The 26,692-nt window shown below is 59.4% G+C and carries 25 protein-coding genes and 2 pseudogenes; 13 read left to right on the plus strand and 14 right to left on the minus strand.

Annotated elements, in window-relative coordinates; genetic code table 11:
- The first annotated feature begins 71 nt into the window (after window positions 1-71).
- A complete protein-coding gene (locus tag MOV76_RS05985; RefSeq protein WP_247264048.1) occupies window positions 72-983 on the plus strand; it encodes a LysR family transcriptional regulator in 912 nt (303 codons plus the stop codon).
- Window positions 984-1,123: 140 nt separating this feature from the next.
- Here MOV76_RS05985 and MOV76_RS05990 read toward each other — a convergent pair whose 3' ends face one another.
- Entirely contained in the window at window positions 1,124-2,002 is an 879-nt protein-coding gene (locus tag MOV76_RS05990; RefSeq protein WP_247264049.1) for a LysR substrate-binding domain-containing protein, read from the minus strand.
- 140 nt (window positions 2,003-2,142) lie between these two features.
- Between MOV76_RS05990 and MOV76_RS05995 the strand changes: the two genes are divergently transcribed.
- The 10 genes from MOV76_RS05995 (at window position 2,143) to MOV76_RS06040 (ending at window position 12,180) form a co-directional block, all read left to right on the plus strand.
- Window positions 2,143-2,904 (plus strand): SDR family NAD(P)-dependent oxidoreductase, encoded by a 762-nt coding sequence (locus MOV76_RS05995; protein WP_247264050.1) that lies wholly within the window; start codon window positions 2,143-2,145, stop codon window positions 2,902-2,904.
- 24 nt (window positions 2,905-2,928) lie between these two features.
- Window positions 2,929-3,768: a transketolase gene (locus MOV76_RS06000; RefSeq protein ID WP_247264051.1), complete on the plus strand. Its 840-nt coding sequence runs from the start codon at window positions 2,929-2,931 to the stop codon at window positions 3,766-3,768.
- Window positions 3,765-4,802 (plus strand): transketolase family protein, encoded by a 1,038-nt coding sequence (locus MOV76_RS06005; protein WP_247264052.1) that lies wholly within the window; start codon window positions 3,765-3,767, stop codon window positions 4,800-4,802. The genes MOV76_RS06000 and MOV76_RS06005 overlap by 4 nt, the downstream gene beginning before the upstream one ends.
- A gap of 59 nt (window positions 4,803-4,861) precedes the next feature.
- The gene (locus MOV76_RS06010; RefSeq protein ID WP_247264053.1) at window positions 4,862-5,869 is read left to right on the plus strand and encodes a TRAP transporter substrate-binding protein; all 1,008 of its coding nucleotides are present in this window, start codon (window positions 4,862-4,864) and stop codon (window positions 5,867-5,869) included.
- A gap of 25 nt (window positions 5,870-5,894) precedes the next feature.
- Window positions 5,895-6,425, plus strand: a complete 531-nt coding sequence (locus tag MOV76_RS06015; RefSeq protein WP_247264054.1) for a TRAP transporter small permease — start codon at window positions 5,895-5,897, stop codon at window positions 6,423-6,425.
- Entirely contained in the window at window positions 6,422-7,681 is a 1,260-nt protein-coding gene (locus MOV76_RS06020) for a TRAP transporter large permease subunit (protein WP_247264055.1), read from the plus strand. Before MOV76_RS06015 ends, MOV76_RS06020 begins: the two co-directional genes overlap by 4 nt.
- Window positions 7,682-7,691: 10 nt before the next feature.
- On the plus strand, window positions 7,692-9,197 hold the full coding sequence (locus MOV76_RS06025; protein ID WP_247264056.1) for an ATP-binding cassette domain-containing protein: 1,506 nt from the start codon (window positions 7,692-7,694) through the stop codon (window positions 9,195-9,197).
- Window positions 9,194-10,204, plus strand: coding sequence for an ABC transporter permease (locus MOV76_RS06030; protein ID WP_247264057.1), 1,011 nt, complete (start codon window positions 9,194-9,196; stop codon window positions 10,202-10,204). Before MOV76_RS06025 ends, MOV76_RS06030 begins: the two co-directional genes overlap by 4 nt.
- Window positions 10,205-10,245: 41 nt before the next feature.
- Window positions 10,246-11,223, plus strand: coding sequence for a substrate-binding domain-containing protein (locus MOV76_RS06035; RefSeq protein WP_247264058.1), 978 nt, complete (start codon window positions 10,246-10,248; stop codon window positions 11,221-11,223).
- A 63-nt stretch (window positions 11,224-11,286) separates the two neighbouring features.
- Window positions 11,287-12,180: an amidohydrolase gene (locus tag MOV76_RS06040; RefSeq protein ID WP_247264059.1), complete on the plus strand. Its 894-nt coding sequence runs from the start codon at window positions 11,287-11,289 to the stop codon at window positions 12,178-12,180.
- 105 nt (window positions 12,181-12,285) lie between these two features.
- Here the strand turns inward: MOV76_RS06040 and MOV76_RS06045 are convergent, their stop codons facing one another.
- Window positions 12,286-13,215, minus strand: coding sequence for a sugar ABC transporter substrate-binding protein (locus MOV76_RS06045; protein ID WP_018244093.1), 930 nt, complete (start codon window positions 13,213-13,215; stop codon window positions 12,286-12,288).
- A 712-nt stretch (window positions 13,216-13,927) separates the two neighbouring features.
- On the opposite strand from MOV76_RS06045, the pseudogene MOV76_RS06050 reads away from it, so the two are divergent.
- Window positions 13,928-14,125, plus strand: a pseudogene (locus MOV76_RS06050) (ISL3 family transposase); the annotation flags it as partial.
- Window positions 14,126-14,260: 135 nt separating this feature from the next.
- Here the strand turns inward: MOV76_RS06050 and MOV76_RS06055 are convergent.
- The 11 genes from MOV76_RS06055 to MOV76_RS06105 form a co-directional block, all read right to left on the minus strand.
- Entirely contained in the window at window positions 14,261-15,442 is a 1,182-nt protein-coding gene (locus MOV76_RS06055; protein WP_247264060.1) for an amino acid aminotransferase, read from the minus strand.
- Between the two features lie 61 nt (window positions 15,443-15,503).
- Window positions 15,504-16,286: an ABC transporter ATP-binding protein gene (locus MOV76_RS06060; RefSeq protein WP_018444464.1), complete on the minus strand. Its 783-nt coding sequence runs from the start codon at window positions 16,284-16,286 to the stop codon at window positions 15,504-15,506.
- 1 nt (window position 16,287) lies between these two features.
- Window positions 16,288-17,148 (minus strand): ABC transporter permease, encoded by an 861-nt coding sequence (locus tag MOV76_RS06065; RefSeq protein ID WP_247264061.1) that lies wholly within the window; start codon window positions 17,146-17,148, stop codon window positions 16,288-16,290.
- Between the two features lie 24 nt (window positions 17,149-17,172).
- Window positions 17,173-18,189: an ABC transporter substrate-binding protein gene (locus MOV76_RS06070; RefSeq protein ID WP_018245233.1), complete on the minus strand. Its 1,017-nt coding sequence runs from the start codon at window positions 18,187-18,189 to the stop codon at window positions 17,173-17,175.
- Window positions 18,190-18,314: 125 nt separating this feature from the next.
- Window positions 18,315-19,460: an alpha-hydroxy acid oxidase gene (locus MOV76_RS06075; RefSeq protein ID WP_247264062.1), complete on the minus strand. Its 1,146-nt coding sequence runs from the start codon at window positions 19,458-19,460 to the stop codon at window positions 18,315-18,317.
- Between the two features lie 3 nt (window positions 19,461-19,463).
- Window positions 19,464-20,753 (minus strand): hypothetical protein, encoded by a 1,290-nt coding sequence (locus MOV76_RS06080; protein ID WP_247264063.1) that lies wholly within the window; start codon window positions 20,751-20,753, stop codon window positions 19,464-19,466.
- 32 nt (window positions 20,754-20,785) lie between these two features.
- Window positions 20,786-21,517 carry a histidine utilization repressor gene (gene hutC / locus MOV76_RS06085; RefSeq protein ID WP_018245230.1) on the minus strand — a complete coding sequence of 244 codons (732 nt, stop codon included), beginning with the start codon at window positions 21,515-21,517 and terminating at the stop codon, window positions 20,786-20,788.
- 36 nt (window positions 21,518-21,553) lie between these two features.
- Window positions 21,554-22,567, minus strand: coding sequence for a zinc-binding dehydrogenase (locus tag MOV76_RS06090; protein ID WP_247264064.1), 1,014 nt, complete (start codon window positions 22,565-22,567; stop codon window positions 21,554-21,556).
- Between the two features lie 4 nt (window positions 22,568-22,571).
- Complete coding sequence (gene hisD, locus MOV76_RS06095) at window positions 22,572-23,900, minus strand: histidinol dehydrogenase (protein WP_247264065.1); 1,329 nt, start codon at window positions 23,898-23,900, stop codon at window positions 22,572-22,574.
- A 281-nt stretch (window positions 23,901-24,181) separates the two neighbouring features.
- The gene (locus MOV76_RS06100; RefSeq protein ID WP_247264066.1) at window positions 24,182-24,952 is read right to left on the minus strand and encodes an SDR family NAD(P)-dependent oxidoreductase; all 771 of its coding nucleotides are present in this window, start codon (window positions 24,950-24,952) and stop codon (window positions 24,182-24,184) included.
- A 145-nt stretch (window positions 24,953-25,097) separates the two neighbouring features.
- Window positions 25,098-25,472 (minus strand): helix-turn-helix domain-containing protein, encoded by a 375-nt coding sequence (locus MOV76_RS06105; RefSeq protein ID WP_247264067.1) that lies wholly within the window; start codon window positions 25,470-25,472, stop codon window positions 25,098-25,100.
- A gap of 94 nt (window positions 25,473-25,566) precedes the next feature.
- Between MOV76_RS06105 and MOV76_RS06110 the strand changes: the two genes are divergently transcribed.
- Complete coding sequence (locus MOV76_RS06110; protein ID WP_018245225.1) at window positions 25,567-26,313, plus strand: NADPH-dependent F420 reductase; 747 nt, start codon at window positions 25,567-25,569, stop codon at window positions 26,311-26,313.
- A 74-nt stretch (window positions 26,314-26,387) separates the two neighbouring features.
- Here the strand turns inward: MOV76_RS06110 and MOV76_RS06115 are convergent.
- Window positions 26,388-26,656 (minus strand): annotated as a pseudogene (locus MOV76_RS06115) (transposase domain-containing protein); the annotation flags it as partial.
- Window positions 26,657-26,692 lie beyond the last annotated feature (36 nt).

Here is a 26,692-nt window from a genome sequence, read left to right on the forward strand (position 1 = left end):
GGAGATTAGATCTCGCCCCGGCAGGGTACAAACGACTTGTCCTTGCCCTTTCGTTAAGCGGAGCTTCACCGATGTCGCGGCTGGGCGTACCCCTAAGCAGCCTGGAAATCTTCGCCGAAGCTGGACAGGCATGTTCATTCAAGCGAGCAGCGGAACGGCTTGCGCTATCGACAAGCGCTGTCAGTCAGGCGGTCAGAAAGCTGGAGGAGCGGCTGGATCGCCGCCTTTTCGACCGTGTTGGCAACCGGTTGAAACTGACGCCAGAGGGCGAAAAGTTGCTCAAGCACGTGTTGCATGGGTTTGATGAGATGCGCGCCGGTCTCAGGAGCATCGCCGACATTCGCGAAGATCCGATTTCGATCTGCAGCCCACCGGGAATAGCGAGTCAGCTCCTGTCCGTCGTCGTCCAATCGCTGCTGGCTTCCAAAGAGCGGGATATTCGCTTGGTTGCGGACGAGGCACCTGACTTTCGTTCCTACCGTGATTTCGATATCGCAGTCCTTTATGGCGAAGCGGCAGCGCGGCTGCATAATCTGGAGTCGCTTGGACCAGACGTTTTCGCGCCGGTCTGCGCTGCGGAGGTTAAGCACAGTCTTCAGTCCGTGGGGGATCTGGCGAACATGCCATTGATCGTCAACGAGACCAATGCGGTCACTTGGGCCGAATGGCTTGATCTGAACAATGTTTCCCTAGCGCGCACCAACTGGTTGCGCTTCAATCGCGCGTCGCAGATCATACCGGCTGTGCTTTCCGGACTCGGCGTGGCGCTGGAATCACTTCGGGTGCTCGCGCCTCAGCTCGAGCGTGGCGAACTGGTGCTTTGCGATCTTCCCGGCAGCAAGCCAATTTCCCGGGAACTCACCTTCCTGCATGTCACTGCCAATCCAGCTCGAGTTGAGCGGGCAACAAAGGTCGCGAATCTCGTGCGATGTCAGTGCAGGACGGCCCTTGATGGGCGTCGGACCGCCCGGGACCAACTGTAGCCAATTGATTGATCTGAGGTAGTCAACTGCGCGCCCAGCTTCGTCAGTTCAAATCTCATCAAGGCGCCTCCTCCAATAACTGAGCTATCGCCCAAAAACTCGGTTCTGACGAGACGCGCAGATTCTGTGCCCACTGCGCGTCAACTCATTGATGATTGCGACGTGAGCCAGTCGGCGAACACCTTCGACAGCCGACGCTGGCTACCGGCTTTCGGGTAAGCCAAATAGTGGCCAATGTAACGATTGTCCCTGCTGGTGCTGAAAGGGCGCACAAGCCGACCACTTTCCAATTCCCGATTTGCGAGAGTGTTGGATTCTAAAGCGACCCCCAGGCCGTTGGCCGCCGCGTCCACGGCGAGAAAACTTCTGTCAAAGCTCATCGCGGGAAGAGGAGGGGGCCCGAGATTGTTAAGTTCGAACCAGTCGATCCATTGAATGCGCTTTAAATCGCTTCTGATCAGCGGTAAGCGCGCAAGATCACGAGGCGTTTTCAGCCGCTCTGCCATCTTCGGACAGCACAGGGGCGACACTATTTCCTCTCCCAACGGCACGACGATAAGATCCTCTCGGTTAGAAGGCTCGCCGTAAACGATATCGACGTCGAAAAGGCCGTCGACGAACCGTGCGTAGTTCGTGCTTGCCGCCACCCTGACTTCTACCCCTTCGTTCTTGCTGAGAAAGTCCGGAAGCCGTGCCGACAGCACCTGCGCGGCATAGCTCGGCGCGCAATGAACCCGCAAAAGATGCGCCTTGTTCGATGAAATCATCTCAACACCACGGCGAAGTTCTTCGAAGGCGTTGGACGCGTGCGACAGAAGTGTCTGCCCTGCGAGCGTCAGCGTAACCTTGCGTGTGCTGCGCTCGAAGAGAGACGTGCCCAGGTCGCGCTCCAGCTTTGATATCGCGTGGCTGACGGCACTCGGCGACAGGTGCAGCTCCTCTGCGGCAGCACGGAAGGAAGCAAGCCGCGCCGCGGCTTCGAAGATGCGAACTGCAGATAGGGAAGCCATCTGTAACATGACATTAGTGAACCAGATTCACCTACCGTTGTAAACTTCGCGTTTGTCGAACGTCATCAACTCAGACAGTCTCGACCCCGCAAGCCCACTGACTTGTCAATGATTTGCCAGATGCTCGGGATGCATCGGGAGGAGATTACATGCTACTGAATGGGAAGACCGCGGTCATTTCGGGCGCCGCGAGCAAGCGTGGCATCGGCCGTGCAACCGCACAGCTATTCGCCGAGCATGGCGCCCGCGTCGCCATCCTCGATATCGATGCCGACGCCGCAGCGGAGGCCGCCGAAGCGTTGCCGAGCGTCAACACCGGCAACCACGTCGGGCTGCGCTGCGATGTCGCAGAGAAGGCTTCCTGCGTGGATGCGGCATCCAAGGTCATCGCCTCGTTCGGTTCAGTAGACGCGCTGATCAACAATGCCGGCATAACCCAGCCCGTCACCACGCTCGATATCACGGAAGCCGACTGGCAGCGGATCGTCGCCGTCAACATGACCGGCGTGCTCTTCCTCAGCCAGGCCTTCATCCCATACATGCGCGACAACGGCGGCGGATCGATTGCCTGCATGTCCTCTGTCTCGGCGCAGCGTGGCGGCGGCATCTTCGGCGGGCCACATTACTCCGCAGCCAAGGCAGGCGTGCTTGGCCTCGCCAAGGCGATGGCGCGAGAGTTCGGTCCATCCGGCATCCGGGTCAACTCCGTCACACCTGGCCTCATCCAGACGGATATCACCGGTGGCAAACTCACCGATCAGATGCGCGCCGACATCATCAGGGGCATTCCCTTGAGCCGGCTCGGAGAGGCCGCCGATGTCGCGAATATCTACCTTTTCCTCGCCTCGGATCTGTCGGCCTACGTCACTGGCGCAGTCATCGACGTCAACGGCGGCATGCTGATCCACTGAGGTCCAATCAGGAGATACACCGACATGACCCAGATTGGCCACAATATCAGCCTGACCGAGCGCGCCCGACGCATCCGGCGTCACGCGCTGCGCATGGGCGAAGTGCAGGGGCAGGGCTACATCGCGCAGGCGCTTGGCGTCGCCGACGTGCTTGCCGTATCGTACTTCCACGCCACGAGCTACCGGCCCGAAGATCCGGAATGGGAGGGCCGCGACAGGTTTCTATTGTCGATCGGCCATTACGCGATTGCTCTTTATGCAGCTCTGATCGAGGCCAAGATCATTCCCGAGGATGAGCTGGAAACCTATGGCACAGACGACAGCAGGCTGCCGATGTCCGGCATGGCCGCCTACACGCCTGGCATGGAAATCACTGGCGGGTCGCTGGGACACGGACTCGGCATCGCAGTCGGCATGGCCTTGGCGCTGAAACGGAAGAAATCGTCGTCATTCGTCTACAATCTGTTTTCGGATGGCGAACTCGACGAGGGATCGACCTGGGAAGCGGCCATGTCGGCGGGTTCCTACAAGCTCGACAACCTGATTGGCATTGTCGACGTCAATCAGATGCAAGCTGACGGCCCGTCGATCGGCGTGCTCAACTTCGAACCGTTGGCACCCAAGTTCGAGGCCTTCGGCTGGTTCGTCCAACGCGTCGATGGCAACGACATCGATGCTCTCGTGACGGCGTTCGACGCTGCTCGCCACCACACGGAGGCAAAGCCTCGCATCATCATATGCGACACGAAAATGGCGAAGGGCGTTCCCTTCCTCGAGGCGCGCGATCGAAACCACTTCCTGCGCGTGGAACCGCATGAGTGGGTGGATGCCCTCAGGATCATCGATGCGGGAGGGCAAGCATGAGACATTCGAAGTATATCCGGCCGGCGCATCTGGACAAAGGTGGCGACAAGCCCCGCTTGACGACGTCGGCGATGATCGCCTCCATAGCCGGCCCGGATCAACCGACCAAGCCTGCGCCTTTCGGCAACGCATTGGCAGCGTTGGCCCAGAAGGACGACCGGATCGTCGGCATGTCCGCCGACCTTGCAAAATATACCGACCTACATGTCTTCCGTGCCGCCCATCCGGACCGCTTCTATCAGATGGGCATGGCAGAACAGCTCTTGATGATGTCGGCGGCGGGCATGGCGCGCGAAGGCTTTCAGCCATGGGTGACGACATATGCCGTCTTTGCCTCCCGGCGCGCCTACGACTTCATATTCCTGGCGATCGCCGAGGAGATGCTGGACGTGAAGATCGTCTGCGCCCTTCCGGGCCTGACGACCGGATATGGGCCGAGCCACCAGGCGACAGAAGATCTCGCGATGTTCCGTGGAATGCCGAACCTGACGATCATCGATCCGTGCGACGCCAGCGAAATCGAGCAGGCGGTGCCGGCGATCGCCGCCCACAAGGGGCCGGTCTACATGCGTCTTCTGCGCGGCAACGTCCCTTTGGTTCTGGAGGAATACGACTACAAGTTCGAACTTGGCAAGGCGAAGCTTCTTCGGGACGGCAGGGACACTCTGATCATCTCGTCGGGCCTGATGACCATGCGCGCGCTCGAGGCTGCCAAGCAGCTTCAGAAGGATGGCGTTGACGTTGCGGTACTGCACGTTCCGACCATAAAGCCGCTCGACGAAGCGACCATCGTCGCCGAGTGCCGCAAGGGCGGACGGCTCGTGGTCGTGGCGGAGAACCACACGGTCATTGGTGGTCTCGGAGAGGCGGTCGCCGGAACTCTGATGCGTGCTGGCGTTGCGCCTGCGGCCTTCCGACAGATCGGCCTGCCCGACGAATTCCTGGAGGCGGGCGCCTTGCCGACGCTCCACGACCGATATGGGCTCTCGACCCTCAAGGTGACAGAGGCTGTCAAGGCCTGGCTCTCGACCTGACGACGGCGGCCGGTGGAGGAGACGCCGGCCGATCCAACAAGCTTGTGATGGAGGATGATATGAGCTTGCAGATGAATAGAAGATCTTTCCTGTCGAGCGCCACCGCCGCGCTCGCGGCTCCAGCGATCGTGCTTTCGAGCCGGTTCGCCAGCGCCGCCACGACGACTTTGACCCTCGGCCATGGTGCGGCTCCTGGCAACCCCAGGACAGTGGCAGCCAACAAGTTCGCGGAACTCGTCAAGGAGAAGACCGAAGGTCGTATCCAGGTCAACGTCGCAGGTGCCGAGACTCTCGGAAGCGACTCTGCGATGCTGACCAGCCTGCGGACCGGAGCTCTGGACTTCACTGCAAACAGCCAGGGCGCCACTTCCGCAATCGTCCCCGAGCTGAACGCGCTCGGTCTGCCTTTCATATTCGAAAACACCGACAAGGCGATGGCGGTGCTCAACGGTCCGGTGGGAGCCGAACTGAACAAACGGTTTGAAGCGGTCGGCGTCGTCCCCCTCGATTGGTGGGACAACGGCATCCGTCATCTCACGAATTCGAAGCGCAAGGTCGCGTCGCCGGCGGATTTGAGCGGCATGAAGATCCGCACCCCGGCCGATCCCATGACGATCGACATCTTCCAGGCACTGGGAGCGGGCACCGAGCAGATCGCCTTCGGCGAACTCTACATCGCCCTGCAGCAAGGGGTCGTGGACGGACAGGAGAACCCTCTGGCGAATATCGAGAGCTCGAAGCTGCACGAGGTCAACAGGTACATCAGCCTGACCGCCCACAAGTGGGAATCCACTCCGTTCCTGATGTCGAAGATAGCGCAGGCCCGGCTGGGACCGGATCTCGAGGCCGTCAGGGCTGCGGCCAAGGAGGCCGGAGCACTCCAGCGGAAGCTCTCGAACGAGAAGGCTGCTGAAGTCCTGGAGAACTTCAAGAAGAACTCCGCAGTCGAAGTCGTGGAAGTGGACCGCGAAGCCTTTGTGAAGGCCACCGCGTCTGTCGCGGACACCTGGAAGAAGAAGCCCTTCGGCGATTTCGTCGCCCAGGTGGAAGCCGCAGCGAGGGGCTGACGCCCCTCCCACATTCGGAGGCCTCATGAGCAGGTTTTATTCAGCCGTCGATCCGGTCGCCGGCATCATTGTCGCATTCGCGCGTCTGGTCATCATCGTCAGCGGCATCGCGCTGACATTGGTCACTACCGCGAACGTCGCAGTTCGATACCTATCGGCCAGTGGAGGCCTGTCGTTCGCCCAGGAGCTGCCCATGCTGATATTCCCCTGGTTCATCATTGCGGGGATCGTCTTGGCAGCCCATGCCGGTGGACACATGGCCGTCGAATGGCTGTACGACAAGCTGGCCGGCCAGTCCCGGACGATGGCCCTGATCGTAGCAAACGCGATCAGCGTCGCCGCATTTCTGGTGCTGGCATATCAGGCGACCGTGGTGGCTGAGATCGCCGGGGCCGAACACAGCCCCGTTCTGCAGCTTCCCAACAGCATCGGATACTACGCGCTGTCGATTGGCGCAGTGCTCGTGTCCATCGTCACCGTCGCCGCGACCGCTCGCGTTCTCCGCCTAGGCTGGGATCACCGCCTCGAACTCAAGCCCGAGGAGGTCGCGCTATGACTATCGTGATGATCATCTCTTTTTGCATACTTATGGTACTTGCCGTTCCCGTGGGCTACGGGCTCATCATCGCGGCAGGTCTAGGCGTGCTCTTCAATGGCTATGTCCCGTTGTCAGTGGTGGCCCAGCAGGTCTACGACCAGACCCAGTCGTTCCCGATGCTGGCGCTTCCATTCTTCATGCTGGCAGGAACGCTGATGCTTGGCGGCGAGCTTGGGCGTCAGCTCCTGGAGCTCGCCTCTCGCGCGATGCAGCGGTGGAGGGGCGGACCGCTCTCGACCACTGTCGTATCCTCGGTCGTCTTCGGCGGCGTGTCCGGCTCGGCTGTGGCGAATGCGAGTGCGCTCGGGTCGGTGCTCATCCCATGGCAGAAAAAGCACGGCTTTCCCCCAGCGCTCTGCGCCGCCAACAACGCAACTTCGGCCGTCATCGACGTCCTCATTCCGCCCTCGATCCCAATGATCCTCTATGCCCTGATCAGCGGCGTCAGCGTCGGCGATCTGTTCATATCGGGCATCGTTCCAGGTCTGATCATGGCTGCGAGCTTCGTGTTCGTATGCTGGTTCATCTCGGTCAGACGCGGTTACCAGGCGCAGGCTGTGAAGGTACACAAGCGGGAGCTTGCCAGACTGGCACTCCAGAGCCTCCCCGCGATCCTGCTTCCGGTCCTCATCATCGTCCTCCTGCGGTTCGGTTTCGCGACGCCGACCGAAGTTTCGGTCCTGTCCGTCGTCTATTCGCTGCTCCTTAGCATCCTGTTCTACCGCGATCTCACCTGGAAGCGCTTCTGCGAGAACATGGTGGAGGCGGGCGTCGCGACAGGCGTGGTGATGCTCGTGATTATGGGCAGCGCGGCAGTCGGCTGGGTGCTGACATTCGATCAGGCCCCGCAGCACATGGCCGAATGGGTCTCGACGCACATCTCAAGCCCGATCGTTATCATTCTTATGATGAACCTGATCATGCTGGTGGTCGGCATGCCGCTCGACATGCCGCCGGCGATCCTCCTGCTCGGGCCGATCTTCGTTCCTCTGGCCGATTCCATCGGTCTCGACCGGGTACAGCTTGGCTTGATGATGGTTATCAACCTCGGCATCGGGCTCTACACGCCGCCGATCGGTACGACCCTGTTCATCTCGTCGTCCATCGCAAAGGCCCCGCTTGGGACGACGACCAGCGAGCTCTGGCCTTATTTCGGAATGGCCATGCTCCTCCTCCTCGCGGTCAGCTTCGTGCCCGCGCTGACGATCTACTGAGGAGCGTCCGATGAGCGAAACGTCAAAAAACGTCATCACCGTCCGAGGCCTTACCAAGTCTTATGGTGCGACATCGGTCCTCAAGGGCGTCGACTTCTCCGTTGCGCGGGGGGAGGTTCATGCGCTGCTCGGCGGGAACGGCGCCGGAAAGTCGACGATGATCAGGATCATCACGGGCGCGACTTCAAAGAACGAAGGAGATATTCGCTTCTTCGATAGTGAGGGCAGGGAACGGAGCGAGGCCGAGGGCAGAGCGAAGGTCGCCGTCGTGCACCAGGAACTCGCACTCCTGCCGCATTTGACCGTCGCCGAAAACATTGCCCTGCCGCATCACAGGAAGGGTGCCGCCGTGTTCCGGCGCGCGGTCGCGGCGGGACAGGCATACGACGCGCTGCGGATGATCGACCAGGACTTTGCTGCCAGGTCCTTGCACAGGCTGGTGGGGAGCCTGACCCTTCACGAAGGACAGATGGTCGAAATCGCCAGGGCTCTCTCGTCGGGCGCGGAATTGATCCTTCTCGACGAGCCGACTGCCAATCTCACCGCGCTGGAGACCGAGAGGCTGTTTGCGGTTCTGAGGCGGCTGACCCGGGATACCGGTCTGTCAGTTGTCTTCGTCTCCCACCGGATGAAGGAGATCAGACAGATCGCGAACGTCTGTACGATCATCCGCGACGGCCGGACAGTGTTCGATCGCCAGGCAATGGAAGAACTGACGGACGCCGGCATCATCGAAAAGATGGGACAGGTGGCGACTTCCCACGCGCCGGAGGGGGCAGCACCGCTGCCTGAATACAGGAGGGACGTCGGCTCTGCGACGGACATAATCACCATCGAGGAGGCCGGTTTCAGGCTGGATCTGCTGCCGGGCACCGTTCTCGGTGTTGCGGGCGCACCGGCTGGACCAGCGGCACTCATCGAAGGGCTGACAGGCGCCGCCCGAAAGAAGCGTTGGACGGTAGCGCGGGCCGGATGGCCGGACCATCTTCGATCGCCCCGCATGGCCGCCCGTCTGGGGGCCGGATTCGTGACCGGCGATCGGGCACACAAGGGAGTTCTTCACAGCCTTCCGATCATCGACAACGTCCTGGCATCCCGCCGCGTGACGAGAGGCTCGCTTCTCACTGGCCGCTCAGAAGGGGCCGAATGCATCGATCTGCTGAAGGCTTTGAAGGTCAAGGCGGCTTCCGTCTGGGATCTGCCGAACACGCTGAGCGGTGGCACGCAGCAAAAGCTCCTGCTTGCCCGCTGGCTGGGTGTGCCCTCCCGGCTGCTGGTTCTGGAGGAACCGACAAGAGGCGTCGATATCGGAACCAAGCGTGAGATCTATCAGCTCATCAGACAGATGGCCGCTTCGGGCACAGTAATCATCTGGTGGTCCACTGAAAATGTCGAACTGCTGGAAGTCTGCGACCGCGTCATCGCCTTCGACACCGAGGGACGGTGCGCCGGCATGCTGGAGCGGGACGACTTCAGTGAAGAGAAACTTGTCAGCTTGACTGGAATGGCCGCATGACCGGGACCCAGGTGCAAATCGCGCCGACAGAGGCGCCGACAACCGAAATTAGACAGAGGGAGAGCCTCTTTAGCGCCTACAGAACCGAGATCGCGATCGCTTTAGCCATCGTACTGCTGGCTCTTGCGGTCGGCTCGCAGGTTCCTCAGGCACTCACCTGGGGTAACTTTGCCAACATCACGCAGGCAGGCGCGCCTCTTATCATCATGTCGCTGGGCGTCCTTCTTGTCGTCATCACCGGCGGTATCGACCTCTCCGTCGGATCGGTCTTCTCCTTGACCGGCATGGTGAGCGCGCAGGCGATGGCAAATGGATTTGGCGGGATCTCGGCAAGCTTGATCGGTCTAGGCGTCGGACTTCTGTTCGGATCGATCAACGGCTTCCTTGTCACGATCGCCGGCTTGGCGCCGTTCGTCGTGACACTCATCACCTTTGCCGTTGCCGGGTCGCTCGCCTTCATCGTCACGAACGGGCGCTCGATGCCAATCGGAGATCCGGATTTCTGGCTCCTCAACAGCGGCAGTCTGATACCGGGTGTCCCGAACTATATCCTCTTCTGCGTGGTCCTCCTGATCGCGATCGAGGTTTTCTTAAAGAAGATGGTGGCGGGCCGCTGGTTCTATGCTGTCGGCAGCAGTTCGACGGCAGCCTATCTGCTCGGCATTCCCGTCAAGCGCACGAAGTTCATGGCCTATGTCGCGTCTTCGCTGCTCGCATCGTTCTCTGGCCTCCTGACGATCTCCTATATTCTGAATGCGGAATCCACGGCTGGGTCCAGCCTGATGCTCCAGGCCATCGCGGCGGTCGTGATTGGCGGCGCAAGCCTGCTTGGCGGCACAGGAACCGCGATCGGCGCGGTGCTGGGAGCCCTGATGATCACGGTCATCCAGAACGGCGTCAATCTCATAGGCATCAACAGCTTCTGGCAGGGGTCGGTCACCGGCGTCGCCATTCTCATTGCGGTCCTCATCGACCGCTTCAGCAAGTCGCGGCGGGGGGCCGTTTGACATCAATCCGGCACGAGCCGGTCTTTGGAGGAGGAATGAAAATGACAAAACTAAAACGTGCAGTTGGCCTGTTTGCCGGCGTCGCAATGGCTGCCATTTCGCTTGCGGCTGCGGCGCAGGCTGAGGAGAAAAAGACGGTGGCATACCTGGCGCCGTCGCTCGACATCTCCTACTGGCAGTGGGTCGGCTACGGCGTCAAGGAAAAGGCCAAGGAACTCGGCATGGACTACGTCGAGTACACTTCGGAAAACTCGCCGGCAAAGCAGATGGATAACGCGCGTACCGCAGTGACCAAGGGCGTCAACGCCATCGTAATCGGCCCCGTCAGCTCGACGAGCACGCCGCCGCTTCTCGCATACCTGAAATCGCAGAACATCCCGATCGCGTTCGCGGGCATCGGCCCGCAGCCCGGCCAGACCAACTACACGTCGTCCGTAACCGCAAATAACTACGAGACCGGCAAGGCGCAGGGTGAGTTCGTCTGCAAGCTTGCCAAGGATCGTGGCGGCAATCAGGTGGGCATGCTCTCATTGCCGCAGGACCGCGAGAACGCCCAGAAATATCTGAAGGGTGCAGAGGAGGCGTTCAAGGCGAACGGCTGCGATCTGGCGCAGATGCTCGAGACCAGGGGGCTTACGGTCAATGAAGCGGTAACACAGGCCAACGATATGCTCACCGCCCATCCTGACATCAAGGCCATTTACGGGATGTATGATGAGGCCGGGACGGGCGCTGCGAAAGTGCTTCAGACCCGCGGGCTGACAGGGAAGGTCGGCATCGCGGTTGCGGACGGCAGCCCGACCACGATCTCGCTGCTGAAGTCGAACGCGATCCAGGGCATCTTCTTCCAGGAAGCCGTTGGACAGGGAATCGATGGGACGCAGCAGGTCTTCAACGCGATCTCCGGTGCACCGGTCAAGAAAGACCTCGCTCTCGTCATGCCCCTCGTCACGGCAGATAAGGTCGACACGCCCGAAGCAAAGGCCGTCATCGCTCGGGTGTTCCCGCCGGCCAACTAAGTAGCACGGACGCCGGCTGTTCTGGCCGGCGTCCTTTCGGCGATCTCTTGAAGGGCAGAAGGTATGACAGACCTCCCGATCATCGATCCGCATTTTCATCTGTGGGATCTCGACAACAACTACTATCCGTGGCTGTCGGACGGCGTGAAACCGTCTGCCTTCGGCGACTACACCGCGATCAACAAGACTTATCTTATCACCGACTTTCTGGCTGATGCGAAAAGTCAGAACCTCGTAAAGGCAGTCCATCTCGACGTTGGATACGACCCGAAGGATCCGGCCGGCGAGACTCGCTGGCTGCAAGGCGTGGCAGACAAGCACGGGTTCCCTCACGGTATCGTCGGATATGCCGACTTCCGAAAGCCCGACGTCGGCGACCTCCTCGACGAGCATATGTCCTGCGCGAACTTCCGCGGCATACGGCAATCGATGAACTACCACGACGATCCGGCAAAGACATATCTGACCGAGCCTGGAGTTAGCCGGACATCGGAATGGCGCAGGGGCTTCAAGGAGCTCGCCCGCAGGGGCCTCAGCTTCGACCTACAGCTTTACTACTGGCAGATGGAAGAATTCCTGGACCTGGCCCGCGACTTTCCCGACGTACAGATCATACTGAACCATACGGGCATGCAGGTTGACGGCCCGAGCCATTTCGAGGGGTGGCGAAATGGAATGCGGGCGCTCGCCCAGGCGCCCAATGTGGCTTGCAAAATTTCAGGCTTGGGAATGGGCGATTGGAGCTGGACCGTCGAAAGCATCACGCCTTACGTCGAGGAGGCGATTGCAGCATTCGGCGTCGAGCGATGCATGTTCGCTTCGAATTTCCCGGTAGACAAGCTGTTCGGCAGCTATGACAAGGTCATGGACAGTTTCAAGTCCATCACCGCCAGATATTCTCCAGATGAACGCATTGCGTTGTTCCACGACAACGCCGCGCGGTTTTATCGGGTCTAGCCGTCTCGGTAGCCGCCGAGAACCTCGGCTGTCGCCTGCACCGCATACTGATGCGCCGAAGCCGCTGTGAGGTGCGGGCAAAGCCCGCACCTTTTGCTCATCGCCTCAGTTCTTGGTGACGAAGTCCTTGACGTTGGCAGGCGTCACGAGCTGGAAGGGAATGTAGACCTTCTTGTCGATCTTTTCGCCCTTGGCGAGCTTGAGCGCCGCATCGAGCGAGCCCTTGCCCTGGCCGGCGGCATCCTGGAACACCGTGACGTCGAGATCACCCGCCTGCATGGCGGCAAGCGCGTCCTGCGTGGCGTCGACACCGCCGACGACAACCTTGGTCATATCCTTGCCGGCTGCCTTCAGCGCCTGGATGGCGCCGATCGCCATTTCGTCGTTGTTGGAGATCACAGCGTCGAATTCGATGCCGCTGGAGAGCCAGTTGGTCATCAGGTCGGCGCCCTGGGTGCGGTCCCAGTTCGCCGTCTGCTCTTCGACGATCTCCAGACCCTTGCATTCATCCGTCTTGATGACGTCATGGACGTCCTGGGTCCGCATGCGCGCAGCCTGGTTGGAGAGCTCGCCCATGATCACGACGGCCTTGCCCTTGCCGCCGAGAATGCGGCAGATTTCCTTGGTTTCCAGCGTGCCGGATTCCTGCTCGTTGGAAGCGACGAAGGCCTGCTTGTCCGGCAGCGTGTCGACGTTGACCGGCTGACGGTTGACGTAAACCAGCGGAATGCCGGCATCGGCCGCGAGCTTCGACATTGCCGTGGTCGCATCGGTATCGACAGGGTTGACGATGATTGCATCGACCTTGGAGGCGATGAAATTCTGGATCTGGCTCTGCTGCTTGGAAACGTCGTTCTGTGCGTCTTCAACCTGCAGCGTCACACCGCTGAGTGTCTTTGCATAATCGGTCATGCCGTTGCGCAGAACCGTCAGGAAATTGTCGTCGAATTTCGCCATCGAGACGCCGACAGTTTCCGCGTGAGCCGCCGTCGACATGACGAGCGCCATCGCAGTCCCCAGGATAAACTTTTTCATTTTACTTCCTCCACAAAGCGGTGCCCGGCTGCACCCTCCTCACGCCGGAGCCCCAGGCATTTGCTCTGAAGCCTATTCTATCTCGCGATCGATCTCGTTACTCACCGCTCTGACACACAGCTTCAAAGCGCCGGCGCGGCCGCCAACGGCCCATAAGAGCCGGACTCGTGTGGCTCAGCGCTTCAGTTGAGCCTTTTGTTTCACCGCGCTGGCCGAATCCTTCAAGTGAGCGCAAAGCGCGTGGATGGCATTCGCTATCTCCTCCTGAGTTCCGTTTTTCCGGTGGAGCGAAATTGACCGCTTCACGAATCTCTACGCGAAATTCCGCAGCAATCCATCATTCTGGCAAGGAGCTCACTTGCATTCTTGAAAGAATGTTGAGGGAAATGAGGGAATCCCATCATCCCTAGATGATTTCCGGGATGAAGATATCGAAGGGCACGAGCTGGCCGATCTCGGTTGAGAAAGTGATCGTTATTTCCAGGTGCCCCCCGACGAAATCCGGAACCCGGCAAGACGCCAGCGCGTCCGGAAGATTGGTGGATTGCAAGCCTCGGAACGCTGGAAATCGCTCGCGCCCTAGCCTCCAGCCAGGTCACCCAGATCTTCTCTAATTTTCGAAATACCTTTGGGGTAACGTTCGTCCTTTTCGCTCAGTGAAACACCCTTGTTGTTGCAAGGTGCAGGGGTGCTCCAAACTGCGCTTCAAGGGTTGCTCCGCGTCGTCCGTCGGCGCACGCGCACTCCAACGGAAACGCTGAATGTCATTGGCATCTGTGACTGGGCCTGGCGTCGCAACTGCCGCTACGGCAGCATAGTCTGTGATCTAGAGAGGCGGAGCATCGTGGGGTTGTTGCCCGACCGCGAGATGGCAACGGCGGAAGCGTGGCTTGCCGTTCATCCAGGCATCACGGCCGCGTCGCACCGTTTCAGAACGCGTTCTGCGATAGCGAAGGGCGTTGACGCTTCAATTTGCAGATTGACCCGTTCAAGTTAGCAGAAGACGCCCACAGCTTCGCCCACTGAACTGGCAGGGTCCATGGGCTCAGAGCACCGAAACAACAGCCTTGGCGAGGTCGTCGAGCCGGTCTTCCCTGAGGCCCGCGACATTGAAGCGGGAATCACCAACCATATAGATGCCGAACTCATCTCGCAGGCGGTCGACCTGCGCTTCGGTCAGGCCGAGCCGCGAGAACATACCCCGGTGGTCGGCAATAAAGTCGAAGCGCGAGGTGTTGGACTGGCGACGGAGCGCTTCGGCAAAGCCCTTTCGCAGGTTGAGCATACGAAGCCGCATAGCTTCTAGTTCGGACTTCCAGTCGGCGCGCAGTGCATCGTCCTCGAGGATAAGGCGGACGGCGGCGGCGGCATGGTCCGGCGGCATGGAATACAGCACGCGAGTGGTGGCGAGCGCCTGACTGCCAGCGATCTTTACACTTTCTGCGTCCCTGCCCATCAGGATGACGGCGCCGACGCGGTCGCGGTAGACCGAAAAGTTCTTCGAGCAGGAGGTGGCGACAGCCATTTCCGGCACCTTGCTTGCGAGCAGGCGAACGGCAGCGGCATCTGCCTCCAAACCGTCGCCGAAGCCTTGATAGGCAAGATCGATGAAGGGAAAAAGGTCGCGTTCGACGAGAAGATCCGCGACCAGACCCCATTGCTCGATCGTCAGATTGGCGCCGGTCGGGTTGTGGCAGCAGCCATGCACCAGAATGATGTCGCCGGCCTTTGCCTGCTTCAATCCCTTGAGCATGGCCTCGGCCTTCACCGTGCCGCTGGCGGGATCGAAATAGGGATAGATCGCGATATTGAGGCCTGCAGCCTTCAGGATCGGTACATGATTCACCCAGGTCGGGTCGGAGAGCCAGACGGTGGCGTCCGGCCGGGCCTTTACCAATAGGTCGGCGATCGTGCGGAGTGCGCCCGAGCCGCCCGCTGTCTGGCAGGCGAACATGCGCGAAAGATCGGCCTTCTCGCCAAAGACCAGCTTCAGCATGGCCTTGTTGAAACCTTCATCACCTGCCATGCCGACATAGGTCTTGCTCGTCTGGCTTTCATAGAGGCGCTTCTCAGCGTCACGCACGGCCCGCATGATGACGGTCGCACCCTGCGAATCCTTGTAGACGCCGACGCCGAGATCCATTTTCGTCGGCCGTGCGTCATTTCTGTACAGAACCGAGAGGCTGAGGATCTTGTCTGGCGGCGCGGCAGTGAGGGTTTCGAACACGGCTTTTCCTTTGAATTAAGGTCGAATGCGGAGCTGCCCCAGCTGCCCCGCGTCGGCTGAATCAATGCTCGAACTCGCTTTGCGACCCGGAGCGTATTGCGGCAAGAACCTGCTTTTGAAGAGCAACGAATTCCGACGTTGCAATCATGTCCTGGTTTCGTGGACGGGAAAGCCCGACGTGGAAAGTCGCGTTGATGCGTCCCGGATTGATGCTCATCGCCACAATTCGGTCGGACAGATAGACGGCTTCTTCGACATCGTGCGTGACGAACAGGACGGTCAGCCGATGCTCTTCCCAGATTTGGGTCAGCAGTTCCTGCATCTGGTGTCGGGTCAGAGCGTCGAGCGCGCCGAACGGCTCATCCATCAATAGCATTTTCGGTCGATAGGACAGGGCACGTGCAATGGCGACGCGCTGCTTCATGCCACCCGACAGTTGCGACGGAAATGCATCGGCGAACTTGGTGAGCTTCACCAGTTCAATGTGGTGGCGGGCGACATCCCGGCACTCGGCGTTCGGCAACCCGGCCGCCTGCAGGGCGAATTCAACATTCTGCTGCGCGGTCAGCCACGGCAACAGCGTGTAGGATTGGAAGACAACGCCGCGATCGAGCCCGGGACCGACGATCGGCGCTCCATCCGTCAGAAGAAGGCCATTGTCGAAGCCCTGAAGTCCGGCGACGATCGACAGCAGCGTACTCTTGCCGCAGCCGGAAGCACCGACCAAGGAGACGAATTCGTTGTCGGCGAGTTCCAGGTCGATACCGCTGAGGGCGTGGACGGGGCTCTTCCTGCCACCATACCATTTGTTCAGACCCTCGATCTTTAGTTTGGGTTCGCTCATCTCAATGCCTTGCAGCGTAACGGAAGAAGATGCGCTCCAGGGCCTTCATGCTTTGGTCTGTGATCAGACCGAGCAAGCCAAGGAGCAGGATGTAACCAATGATCGTCTGCGTCTGGAAATATCGCTGAGAGACGACGATCCGATAGCCGAGGCCGGACGTCGCCGCCACAAGTTCTGCCAGCACAAGCCAGGTCCAGGCCCAGCCGAGGCTGATGCGCAGCGTGTCCCAGATGCCGGGGAGGGCAGACGGCAGGACGATGCGGCGCAGGATCCTGGTTTCTGACATTCCGAGCGTACGGCCCAGTCCGACGAAGTCGGTCGGCACACGCTTGACGCTGTCCATGACCATCAGTACCTGCTGGAAGAAGGTTCCGATAAAGATGATGACGAACTTCTGGATATCGCTTGTTCCTGCCCACAGTATGGTCAGCGGAACGAAGGCGACAACCGGCATGTAACGAACGAAGTCGACAAACGGCTCAATAGCCGCTTCCCACGTCTTGAAACAGCCGATCATGATCCCGATCGGGATCGCCAGGGCCGATGCAATAAGAAATCCGACGAGCATGCGATAGATGCTGATCCCGGCATCCGTCCACAGCGTGCCATCGACCGCCAGTTCCATCATCTTGGCCCACACCGCTCCGGGCGAGGGCAGAAAAATCGGTTTGACCCAGCCGGTGATGGTAGCAACCCACCACACGGCAAAAAGCAGGGCAAAGACGGCAACGGCAATCAGAAAAAACGACCGGCCGCTGATCGGATCCCCGATCCGAAAGGCACCAGGTGGTCTACCGACGCCAGCGCGCGATGGCGCGCGGGACGTTTCTTTCGTTGTGGACGACAATTCTGAGCTAGACATTACGGTCCCGTTGGTGGCCAGAGGTCACTTGTTCGCTGCATCGACAAACGATGTGTCGATCATGCTGTCGGCGGAAACGTCCTGGGTCACGAGGCCGGCTGTTTTGGCCGCCTTCAGAACGTCGGCGAAGGTCTTGGTCTTGAAGTCACCGGCAAAGGCCTTGGCTGCTTCGGCAGAGCTATAGTATTGGACACCGTCGAAAGCCGTTTTCAGATCATCCGGGGAGGCGCCCACGGCCTTCGAGATGATGGTGCGGTCCTCCTCGGTATTGGCCTTGTAGTCGGCCAGAGCCATATCCCAGGCCTTGATCATGGCCAGAACCTGCCCAGGTTTCTGCTTCAGCACCTCCTCGCGAACGACGAGAACGTCGGAGACTAGGCCCGGATCCTTGCCGGCTTCAAAAAGCAGCTTGATATTCTTGTCCTGGGCCAGCGCCGTTGAAATGTAGGGCTCGTAGGTAACCGCGACGGGAACACGGCCTGCAATCAGTGCCGTTCCAGCATCAGCTGCCGGCATCGGCACGCGGACTATATCGTCGATCGTCATGCCGTTGCTGGCAAGCGCGTAGTTCAGCAGGATGTCGCTTGTCGTGCCTTCCTCGAAGGCGATGTTCTTACCCTTGAGGTCAGCGACGCTCTTGATGTCGCTTCCGGCCAGGATCGCGTCCGCCTTCAGGCTGAAATCAAGAAGCGAGACGATCTTCACCGGCAGGCCGGCGGCAACCATGGCCATGGCCGTGTGCGTGGCGATATTGGCAGCGTCGAGCTGACCGCTGGCAAGTGCCGCGTTGATGTCCTTGTCTTCGCTGAAGTTGACAAGCTCGACATCCTCAAGGCCTGCTTTCTTGAACAAGTCCTTGCTGGCGGCGACGTGCCATTGACCGTAACCGAGCCAGGGCTCGATGCCGATCTTGAAGGTACCCGGCTCCGGTTTGGACGGGATTTGATCCTGGGCGTTAGCCTGCGCACTGGCAAGAATGCCGACGATCCCGAGCGCGATCGCTGCGCGGGAAAACTGCTTGCTGATGGATTTGTAGTTCATTGGGAACCCCTCTTTTGATGATTTTAACGGATCACAAAGCTTGCATCTTCTCAGGTTTGACGCCCGACCAACAAGCTCTTGGTGGCGGACATTACGTACTTGTCTCCTTTCGCCGGCGTTAGCGGTTACTGTTTGAGTATGAGGTGCGAGCCGCGCTCCTTTAAGTCGGCGATGGAGCTCACGCCCATCAAAGCCAAGGTAATCGAGATCTCCCGGCGTAATGTCTGGATCGCACGGTCGACGCCGGCCTGGCCTTTAGCTGCGAGACCGTAGGTGTAGGCCCGACCCAACATGACACCATCGGCGCCCATTCCAAGTGCCTTGACAATATCGCTTCCCCTTCGCACGCCCCCGTCGAGCATCAGCGTGAAATCCGGCCCGACTGCGGCCCGGATGTCGGGAAGCGCTGCAATCGTGCTCATGGCGCCATCGAGTTGGCGACCGCCATGGTTCGAGATCACAATGCCGTCGACGCCGATCGCCTGTGCCTTTTTGGCATCCTCAGGTGAAAGGATGCCCTTAATAATCATTTTGCCTTTCCACCGGTCGCGCAATGCCTCGATGTCCTTCCATGCGAGCCTTTTGTCGATGCGCCTGGAAAGATTGGCGGCCTGTTCGAGCGCTCCCCTCCCGAAGTCTGTGCGATGCTCGACCGCCCGAACGGAGGGCATGCCGCCGCGACCGACATCGAACAACCAGCCAGGCTTCCGGCATAGACTGGCGAACAGTCGAGGTGTGACACGCGTAAGAGATCGGAAGCCGTTTCGCACATCACGTTCGCGGATGGCGGTGATGGCCGTATCGACGGTCACGTACAGCGCCTCGACACCGGCCTCTTCCGCAGCGCTCAGAAACTCCTCGCAAAGCGCGCGGTCGTCGAGCACGTAAAGCTGAAAATGTAGCACACCGTCTGTCGCCTGCCGGAGGTCTGCCAGCGACGCGATCGAGAAGGTCGAAAGGCAGAAGGGGATGCCGGCAGCGTCAGCGGCACAGGCTGCCTTTTGTTCTCCGTTTCTCGTGTAAAGGCCAAGAAAGCCGACCGGTCCCAGCATGAATGGAAGAGGATGGCGTCGCCCGAGGTATTCGGTCGCCAGATCAGGCTCGGCATAGTTGCCGAGAACGTTCTGACGCAGTTGCAAAAGCGAGAAATCGTCCCTGTTTCGACGATAGGTTTCCTCCGAAAAGGAGCCGCCGTCGATGTAGTCAAAGAAGAGCTTCGGCAATCGCTTGCGAGCGGCCAGCCGGAGGTCATCGATATTGACGATCGTCACGATCTACCCCTCCGGATCTATCTTTGCGAGGAAGCGGCTTATCAGGTCCTCGCCCTCATCAGGCTCCGAGCCGACCATCATGGCCACAGAAAGCCCGATCAGGGAGGATGTCGGATTGTGGCTTGTCGCACCTGCGCGCAGGTTCATGACAAGCGTCGGGCATAGGAAAAGCCCGAGCCGGACAACTTTTCGCCAGTCTTGAGGAAGCAAGTCGCGCTGTTTGAGGGCGGCAAGCAATGGCTTCCACATTGCTTCGGCCTTCGTTTCCAAAAGCGCCTTGCGAACCGGGGTCAGCTTCCAATCGAAATCCGCAAAGAGACGGCCGTTCTCGTACTTGGCTGTGGCCTTGAATTTCTGTTCGGCAAGTGCCGGATCATAGAGCCAGTAGGGATGGGCGAGGATATTGTGGAAGGTCGTCTTCACCTCCGCCAGAAGTGTCGGGATGTGCTCGCCGGCAAAGGCTGGGTCAAAGAAGGACAGGCTCGCGCGCCCTTCGCGCCGTTCGAACCAGACATTGGCGTTATGAGCGTCGCCGTGTGCCGTCACCCCACCACTATCGGCCAGACGGACAGGGTTCAGTCTTTCATGCGCGGCGTCGAAAAGTTGGCCGAGAGTTTCGCGATACTCGATGCCATTGATGACAAAGCGGGCTTTCGAGAGCGAATCCCAGGAAAGCGTGACGCCTGGAAAGTCAAATGTCTTGCCGACATAAAAACTCTCCAGCCGCCCGCCAGGGTAGGTCCCTTTCGGGGCTGTCACCAGTCGATCGCGGAACAGGCGATGAACCGGCTCCTTCACGACCTCATCTGGAGTGACAGGATGCAACGTCCTCAGATAGACCGATAGGACGGTCTCATTGAGCCGGCGCTCCGCATCCACGGCCTGGCGTGCCATTTGCTCATCATGAAGCCCGTCGAGGGTACGCAGAGCATCGGAAAAGCGCGGATCGGTCCTGCGCCTGTAGACGAGGATCTGTTCGCCTGGAAGGGTCGACATCATCAGCGGCTGATCTACCGGCAGGCCGGCCTTGGCAAGAATATCGGCGCGATAGTACTCACCGCTCATCTCCTCCTCGTTTTCCTCCTGATGGAATTTGAAGAAGTAGGGCTTTCCGTCGGCCTCGAAGAAGCCATTCAGTGAATTGAGGCTGTATTGGTCGTGGTTGATGGCCAGATCGCGTGCGTCGACCCCAAACAGATCTCGCAACAGGTCGGCAAGAAGAGCTTCGGCACTGCCGTCGCCCTTCTTGGCTTTTTCCCGTATGGCTGCCGTCCGACTGTTGGGCTGCCCCATGCTCTCTCACTCCTGGAATGACGCGAAGGTTTTCATTTTTTGGGCGGTAAGTATCTGCTGCCAAGCGAATAGCGGCTGCCGACATAGGTGAAGGTATTGACCGTTGCGATCGCCTGCCCCGTCCACGTTTTTCGGTTGAGGACCAGGCAGCTATCGCGCTCACGAATGTGCAGGAGGCGTGCATGTCTCTCCGTCGCTGGGATGGCGCTGATGAGATGCTCGACTTCGGTTAGGGGTGTGCTGTGCTGAAGGTAATCGTAGGTGCCGATGGACGTAAAATCCTGATCGAGATAGTTCTTTACCAGCTCTGTATTGACGTAGCGCTCCTCCAGCTGAACAGGGACGCCATTCTCGTAGTGAACGACCATCGAGTGATCGACGGGGCAAAGCTTTCTGAACTCGAACGCGTCCAATAGCATTTGATCCGGCCGCTCGATCCGCTCGAGCAGGATCACCTCCGCGCGGTGTTGGCTTCCACGCGCCTTGATCTCGCTGATGATGTTGCTGATCTCGATGAGTGTCGACTGTGCTTTGGGAGGCGAGACGAACGTCCCGACCCCCTGGACCCTGCGCAGATAGCCTTCGGCGGTCAGTTCACGAAGCGCGCGATGGACCGTCATGCGAGAAACGCCGAGCGAAGACGTCAACTCGTGCTCGGACGGAAGCTTCTCGTTCTGTGGCCAGTTGCCATTCCCGATATTGTCGAGGACGAAGTCCTTGACCTTTTCGTAGAGCGGCAGCGCGGTGTTTGAAAGGCCGGGCAATTTCTATCTCCGTCTCACGCCGAGGCGTGTGCTCAATCAATCGGCTATTCGAATGATCGTCTTTATTTTGGTTGAGCGACCATCGATCAGTCGGTGGTACGCATCAGGAATTCCGTCGAGTGAGTTCAGGATCTCGCTAAATTGTAGAAGTGCAGGCTGCAGCTTTGGCAACATCGCGATGGCATCGGCGAGTTCGTCTTCAAAGGCATGGCAGCCAATCAGGGAAATCTCACGCTCGACGAGGACATTGGGATCCAGATCCAGTTTCCCATGACTAATACCCACAAGAGCGAAGGCGCCGCCCCCGTCCAAAAGTTCGATGCCTTGCGCGATGGCGTTTGTACTTCCCGTTGCATCCACCGCGTAACGCAGTCGCGCGTCGCCGAGTGCAGTCCTTGCTTGCGACTTATCCAGTGCGACCACCGATCCTCCGCAAATTGCGGCCACCATCTCGGCACGGCCGCCATTCAAATCCGCAAACAACAACTTTCCATCGTGGAGATGTGTAAGCAGCAAACCGCAGAGACCGCCTATCGTCCCGCAGCCAACTAGGAGAATCGCCTCGCCTTGGGGTGGGTTAAGCCGTCGTATCGCATGAAGGGCGACAGCCAAAGGTTCGGCCATGGCCGCCACTGCAGGATCAAGTGACGGCTCGTGTTTGAAAACCAGACGAGCGGGTAGTTGGGCCTGCTCCGCAAATCCTCCGTCGCATACCTCGCCGACGAAACCGAGATGTTCGCAGATATTGGTGCGGCCTGATCTGCATGCTTCGCATTGGCCACAGTAAAAGCGGGAGTCAGCTGCGACGAGGTCACCGATCGCGAGACCTTCGATACCCTCACCAAGCGCGGAAACGCGCCCGCAAAACTCGTGTCCAGCGGTGGATGGGCGCCTGCTGATCCATTGACCGGTTCGGTAGTTGTGAACGTCCGAGCCGCAGATGCCCGCGGCGCGAACGTCGATCGTCACGTAGCCCGCGGGCGGCGACAGAGGTTTGTCGACTTCCTCGACCCTGAGATCAAACGCGTCGTAAAGCCGAACCGCCTTCATCCTGTCAGCCTCGCTTTGGCAGATAGTTGTCGCGGACCGCCGAGACTGCGTGCGCGTGGGATGAGAAGCCTTCATATTCCGCCAGCTTGTGGGCACGCTTCGCAAACTCGGGATAGGCCGCCGCTGTCACGTAGCCGATCGAACTGCGCTTCACAAAATCGGTCACCGACAGCGGGCCGAACGTGCGCGCCCAGCGGCTCGTCGGCAGCACGGCATTTGGACCGAGGCAGAAATTGGCGATGCTGACAGGCGTATGCGGACCCATGAGGATTTCTGCAGCCTCGGTGATCTTTCCGAGATGGGCGAAGGGATCCTGCGAGAGGATTTCGAGATGCTCCGGCGCGTAGGCGTTGACGAAGTCGTAGCTTTCCTCGATCGAGGAGGTGAGGATGATCCCACCGCATTTGCCTGAAAGGACAGCGCTCGAAAACTGAACCCGCTGTTCGGTCATACGTGCCCAATGCTCCGGCAGCGCAGCGAGGGCCTCCTCGGCCACGCGACGGCTATGGGTCACGAGATAGGCGGAAGAGTCGGGACCATGCTCGGCCTCGATCAGGAGATCGAGCGCGGCAAGGCCGCCATGGACAGTGTCGTCCGCGAAAATGATCGCTTCCGAAGGGCCAGCAGGCAGGCCTGTGTCGATGATACCTGACAGGCTCCGCTTGGCTGCGACCACCCAAGGGCTTCCCGGTCCAACGATCTTCAGTGCCGGCTTGATCGTTTCCGTCCCGTAGGCAACAGCTGCGACTGCCTGAGCGCCTCCTACCTTGTAGACAGTTTCCACACCGGCCAGACGCGCTGCCACCAGGGTTGCGGCGTCCACGCTACCGTCCGGGGCAGGCGGAGTGACGATCGCCAGATTGGGAACACCGGCCACGACGGCCGGGATGGAAGTCATCATCGTGACCGACGGAAACGAACCTTTGCCGCGTGGAACGTAAAGCGCGGCGGACTTGATCGGGGTGAAGCGGTCGCCGGCAAAGGCGCCTGGTTTGATCTCCTTCAGCCACATGGCTTCAGGCTTCTGCTCTTCATGAAAATGGCGAATATTCTCAATGCCGAAGGTGATGGCCTCGATCACATCCTCGCTAACGAGCTTGAAAGCCGCATCGAATTCCGCCTCCGTTGCTTTGATCGTTGCTTCTGTAATATTTGCCTTGTCGAGGTCGCGGCCGAAGCGGGCAACGGCGCGGTCACCCTCGGTGCGCACGGCCTCAAGGATTGGTGCCACCTTCTCGATGAAGCCGGAGATGTCTGTTTCGGACCGTCGCAAGAGTGCGGCCTGCTCATCCGGTCCAAGATTGGAATATTCATGAAAGGTGACGTCGGTCATTGCTCATACCCTTATTGGCGCACAGAGGCGCTGACAGCCGCTGTCGTCCGCGCCCTGCCGGCGCGACGATATATCGTCCCTACAGGTCATGCGGAAACCCACCGCAAGTCGGTGGCAACCGGGCAATACCCTGCAAGCTGTTCGTGCGAGGATGCCGGATATGGTTATCCGGCAAATTCCCAGGAAGTCGAAGACTTCGTTCCCGTTTTATTGTCTAGAGTTGTCTATACATCTATAGACAATATGATCATTCCCGTGCTGTCAAGCGTCAATTTCCGTTTCTATATCGATGCCAGAAAGCCGCCGTCGACAGGAATGCATTGGCCAGTAATGTAGGCCGATGCGCCACTTGCAAGGAAGACGACGGCGCCGCCGATGTCGGAACCATCACCGAACCGCTTCTGTGGGATCTTGTTGAGCATTTTCGCAGACCAGCCCTTGTCCTGATAAAACCCTTCGGTCATCGCTGTTCGGAAATAGCCCGGAGCCACGGCATTCACGCGGATCCCTAGCGGCGCCCATTCCGCCGAAAGCGCGCGCGTCATACCCAGCAGTCCCGACTTCGAGGAGCCGTAGGGCACAGCGGTCGGGATGCCGACGTAGGACGTGAGGGAGCAGAGATTGATTATGCTTCCACCGTGGGCTCGGCGCGACATCCGGCGTGCTGCGGCCTGCGACCAGAAGAACGCGCCCTTGAGGTTGGTGCCGATGATCTTGTCCCATATCTGTTCATCGACCTCGAGCGAGGGAGAAGTCTGTTCGTAGCCGGCATTGTTGACAAGGATGTCGACAGCGCCAGTGATGTTTTCGAACTTGCTTAGCGTCTCGTCGATGGACGAGATGTCTGTCACATCCTGGGCGCTCGTGATGCAGGTCCTGTTAAGGGCCTCAATCTTCTCTTTGGTTTCGCTCAGCGAATTTTGATCGCGTGCCGTAACGCAGACATCGGCACCCGCTTCGGCAAGCGCCAGCGCAATCCATTGGCCCAGGCCGCGGCTCGCACCGGTTACAACTGCCACTCTTCCTGCCAGATCGAACATCTTATTGGCCATGATGATCCCCTTGCTTTTGCAGGATAGAACCACCGTTCAAGAACGATGTCTATACATGTATTGACAAAGAGGCATTCCCATTCGTGCCAGAAAGACGCATGCCCCGCCTAGTAAGCGTAGGCGGCATCCTAACCCTACAATGTTGTCAGGTCGCTCTTTCCGCCAGTCGCTCCCTGCGCATGTAGGCCCAGTCAATAAGTTCGGCCATCGAGGGTCCCAGGGCTTTGCCCATCTCGGTCAGCTCGTATTCCACCTTCGGCGGCACCTGAGGATACACGGTACGGGTCACGATTCCGTCCCTTTCCAGTTCCTTCAGTTGCTGGATGAGCATCTTCTGGTTCACGCCTGCGCAGCGCCGTTCGAGTTCGGAAAAGCGAAGAGCCTCTTTCGCTCCGAACAGTTGGCAGATGATCACGATCTTCCACTTGCCTTCCAGCACACGCAGGGCGTCCGTAGTCGCTTCCGCCCATTTGAGATGCTGTTGCGGGTCTCCGCACTTCCAGTCACGATCCGCTGCCATACTTACCTTTTGGTGGGTAACCCACTTATCCGTCAGTTCTTGTTGATGCTGCAGTATCTACTATCTTGTGGTGCAGAACAACAGGAGCATCAGCATGAAAATCGGCATAATTGGCATTGGCAACATCGGCGGCACCATAGCTCGCAAACTCGCGTCTGCGGGGCATGAGGTCAGGGTGGCCAACTCCAAAGGCGCGGTCGCTGTGCGGCCCTTTGCGGAGGAGATCGGAGCTACGGCGACCGACACGAACGGAGCTATCTCCGGAGCGGATTTGGTCATCATGTCCATCCCGCTTCCCGCTATCGAAAGGCTGCCGAAAAACCTCTTCAAAGACGTCCCCGCGAGCGTGCCGGTCGTTGATACCAGCAACTACTATCCGGGGCTGCGCGATCCGCAGATTGCCGACCTTGATGCAGGCGAGGCCGAAAGCGTGTGGGTCTCCAAACAAATCGGCCGTCCCGTCATCAAGGCGTTCAACAACATCCTTGCGCATTCTCTGGCGGAACTGGGTCAACCTGAAGGGACGGACGGTCGGCTGGCCGTAGCGGTCGCCGGAGATGATGACGCAGCGAAGCAGCTTGTTATGGGGATCGTGAACGAGGTCGGATTCGACCCGGTTGATGGCGGTACGCTTGAAGAGTCCTGGCGGCAGCAACCCTCGACGCCTGGCTATTGCTGCGATTACGATGCAGTCGCCATGCGCAGGGCACTCAATGCGGCGGTAAAGGGTGAAGCACCCAAGAAACGTGAACAGCTCACGAGCAAAATGGCAACTCTCGGCCCGAGCCCCACCCATGATGATGTCGTGGCAATGAATCGCTCCCTCAACCCACTAACCTGAGGTGGCACCATGTCAAAAGTCGTGTCAGAAAACCCGTAGGAGGATCATATCCGCCGGGTCCGCCAAGATGATGGTTACGTTTTGCAATGGAGCGTCGAGTATCTCCACGGAAGAAGGCAATCGATCCGCCTTTGCTCATGGCCTTTAGCGATGGCGGTGAGGGTGCTGGTTAAATACGCAAGCGGATCGACGTCATTTAAGTTGCTCGTCTCGATGAGCGAGGCGATGGTCGCCCAGTTGTCCGCTCCCGCGTCATGCCCGGCAAAAGTGCGTTCTTGTGGTTGAGGGCAAACGGCCGAATGGTCCTGTCGACGCTGTTGTTGTCGATCTCGATGCGACCGTCCAGACCCTTCCCAATATTTGGCGTCCGGACCAGGTC

Origin of the sequence: Rhizobium sp. PRIMUS64 (genome assembly GCF_023006465.1) — a bacterium.
Classification (GTDB): domain Bacteria; phylum Pseudomonadota; class Alphaproteobacteria; order Rhizobiales; family Rhizobiaceae; genus Rhizobium; species Rhizobium leguminosarum.

What these genes read in the sequence shown, in the direction of transcription:
- MOV76_RS05985 (WP_247264048.1), top strand. Translation starts at nt 72, where the DNA reads ATGTCGCGGCTGGGCGTACCCCTAAGCAGCCTGGAAATCTTCGCCGAA.
- MOV76_RS05990 (WP_247264049.1), bottom strand. Translation starts at nt 2,002, where the DNA reads ATGTTACAGATGGCTTCCCTATCTGCAGTTCGCATCTTCGAAGCCGCG.
- MOV76_RS05995 (WP_247264050.1), top strand. Translation starts at nt 2,143, where the DNA reads ATGCTACTGAATGGGAAGACCGCGGTCATTTCGGGCGCCGCGAGCAAG.
- MOV76_RS06000 (WP_247264051.1), top strand. Translation starts at nt 2,929, where the DNA reads ATGACCCAGATTGGCCACAATATCAGCCTGACCGAGCGCGCCCGACGC.
- MOV76_RS06005 (WP_247264052.1), top strand. Translation starts at nt 3,765, where the DNA reads ATGAGACATTCGAAGTATATCCGGCCGGCGCATCTGGACAAAGGTGGC.
- MOV76_RS06010 (WP_247264053.1), top strand. Translation starts at nt 4,862, where the DNA reads ATGAGCTTGCAGATGAATAGAAGATCTTTCCTGTCGAGCGCCACCGCC.
- MOV76_RS06015 (WP_247264054.1), top strand. Translation starts at nt 5,895, where the DNA reads ATGAGCAGGTTTTATTCAGCCGTCGATCCGGTCGCCGGCATCATTGTC.
- MOV76_RS06020 (WP_247264055.1), top strand. Translation starts at nt 6,422, where the DNA reads ATGACTATCGTGATGATCATCTCTTTTTGCATACTTATGGTACTTGCC.
- MOV76_RS06025 (WP_247264056.1), top strand. Translation starts at nt 7,692, where the DNA reads ATGAGCGAAACGTCAAAAAACGTCATCACCGTCCGAGGCCTTACCAAG.
- MOV76_RS06030 (WP_247264057.1), top strand. Translation starts at nt 9,194, where the DNA reads ATGACCGGGACCCAGGTGCAAATCGCGCCGACAGAGGCGCCGACAACC.
- MOV76_RS06035 (WP_247264058.1), top strand. Translation starts at nt 10,246, where the DNA reads ATGACAAAACTAAAACGTGCAGTTGGCCTGTTTGCCGGCGTCGCAATG.
- MOV76_RS06040 (WP_247264059.1), top strand. Translation starts at nt 11,287, where the DNA reads ATGACAGACCTCCCGATCATCGATCCGCATTTTCATCTGTGGGATCTC.
- MOV76_RS06045 (WP_018244093.1), bottom strand. Translation starts at nt 13,215, where the DNA reads ATGAAAAAGTTTATCCTGGGGACTGCGATGGCGCTCGTCATGTCGACG.
- MOV76_RS06060 (WP_018444464.1), bottom strand. Translation starts at nt 16,286, where the DNA reads ATGAGCGAACCCAAACTAAAGATCGAGGGTCTGAACAAATGGTATGGT.
- MOV76_RS06065 (WP_247264061.1), bottom strand. Translation starts at nt 17,148, where the DNA reads ATGTCTAGCTCAGAATTGTCGTCCACAACGAAAGAAACGTCCCGCGCG.
- MOV76_RS06070 (WP_018245233.1), bottom strand. Translation starts at nt 18,189, where the DNA reads ATGAACTACAAATCCATCAGCAAGCAGTTTTCCCGCGCAGCGATCGCG.
- MOV76_RS06080 (WP_247264063.1), bottom strand. Translation starts at nt 20,753, where the DNA reads ATGGGGCAGCCCAACAGTCGGACGGCAGCCATACGGGAAAAAGCCAAG.
- MOV76_RS06090 (WP_247264064.1), bottom strand. Translation starts at nt 22,567, where the DNA reads ATGAAGGCGGTTCGGCTTTACGACGCGTTTGATCTCAGGGTCGAGGAA.
- hisD (WP_247264065.1), bottom strand. Translation starts at nt 23,900, where the DNA reads ATGACCGACGTCACCTTTCATGAATATTCCAATCTTGGACCGGATGAG.
- MOV76_RS06100 (WP_247264066.1), bottom strand. Translation starts at nt 24,952, where the DNA reads ATGGCCAATAAGATGTTCGATCTGGCAGGAAGAGTGGCAGTTGTAACC.
- MOV76_RS06105 (WP_247264067.1), bottom strand. Translation starts at nt 25,472, where the DNA reads ATGGCAGCGGATCGTGACTGGAAGTGCGGAGACCCGCAACAGCATCTC.
- MOV76_RS06110 (WP_018245225.1), top strand. Translation starts at nt 25,567, where the DNA reads ATGAAAATCGGCATAATTGGCATTGGCAACATCGGCGGCACCATAGCT.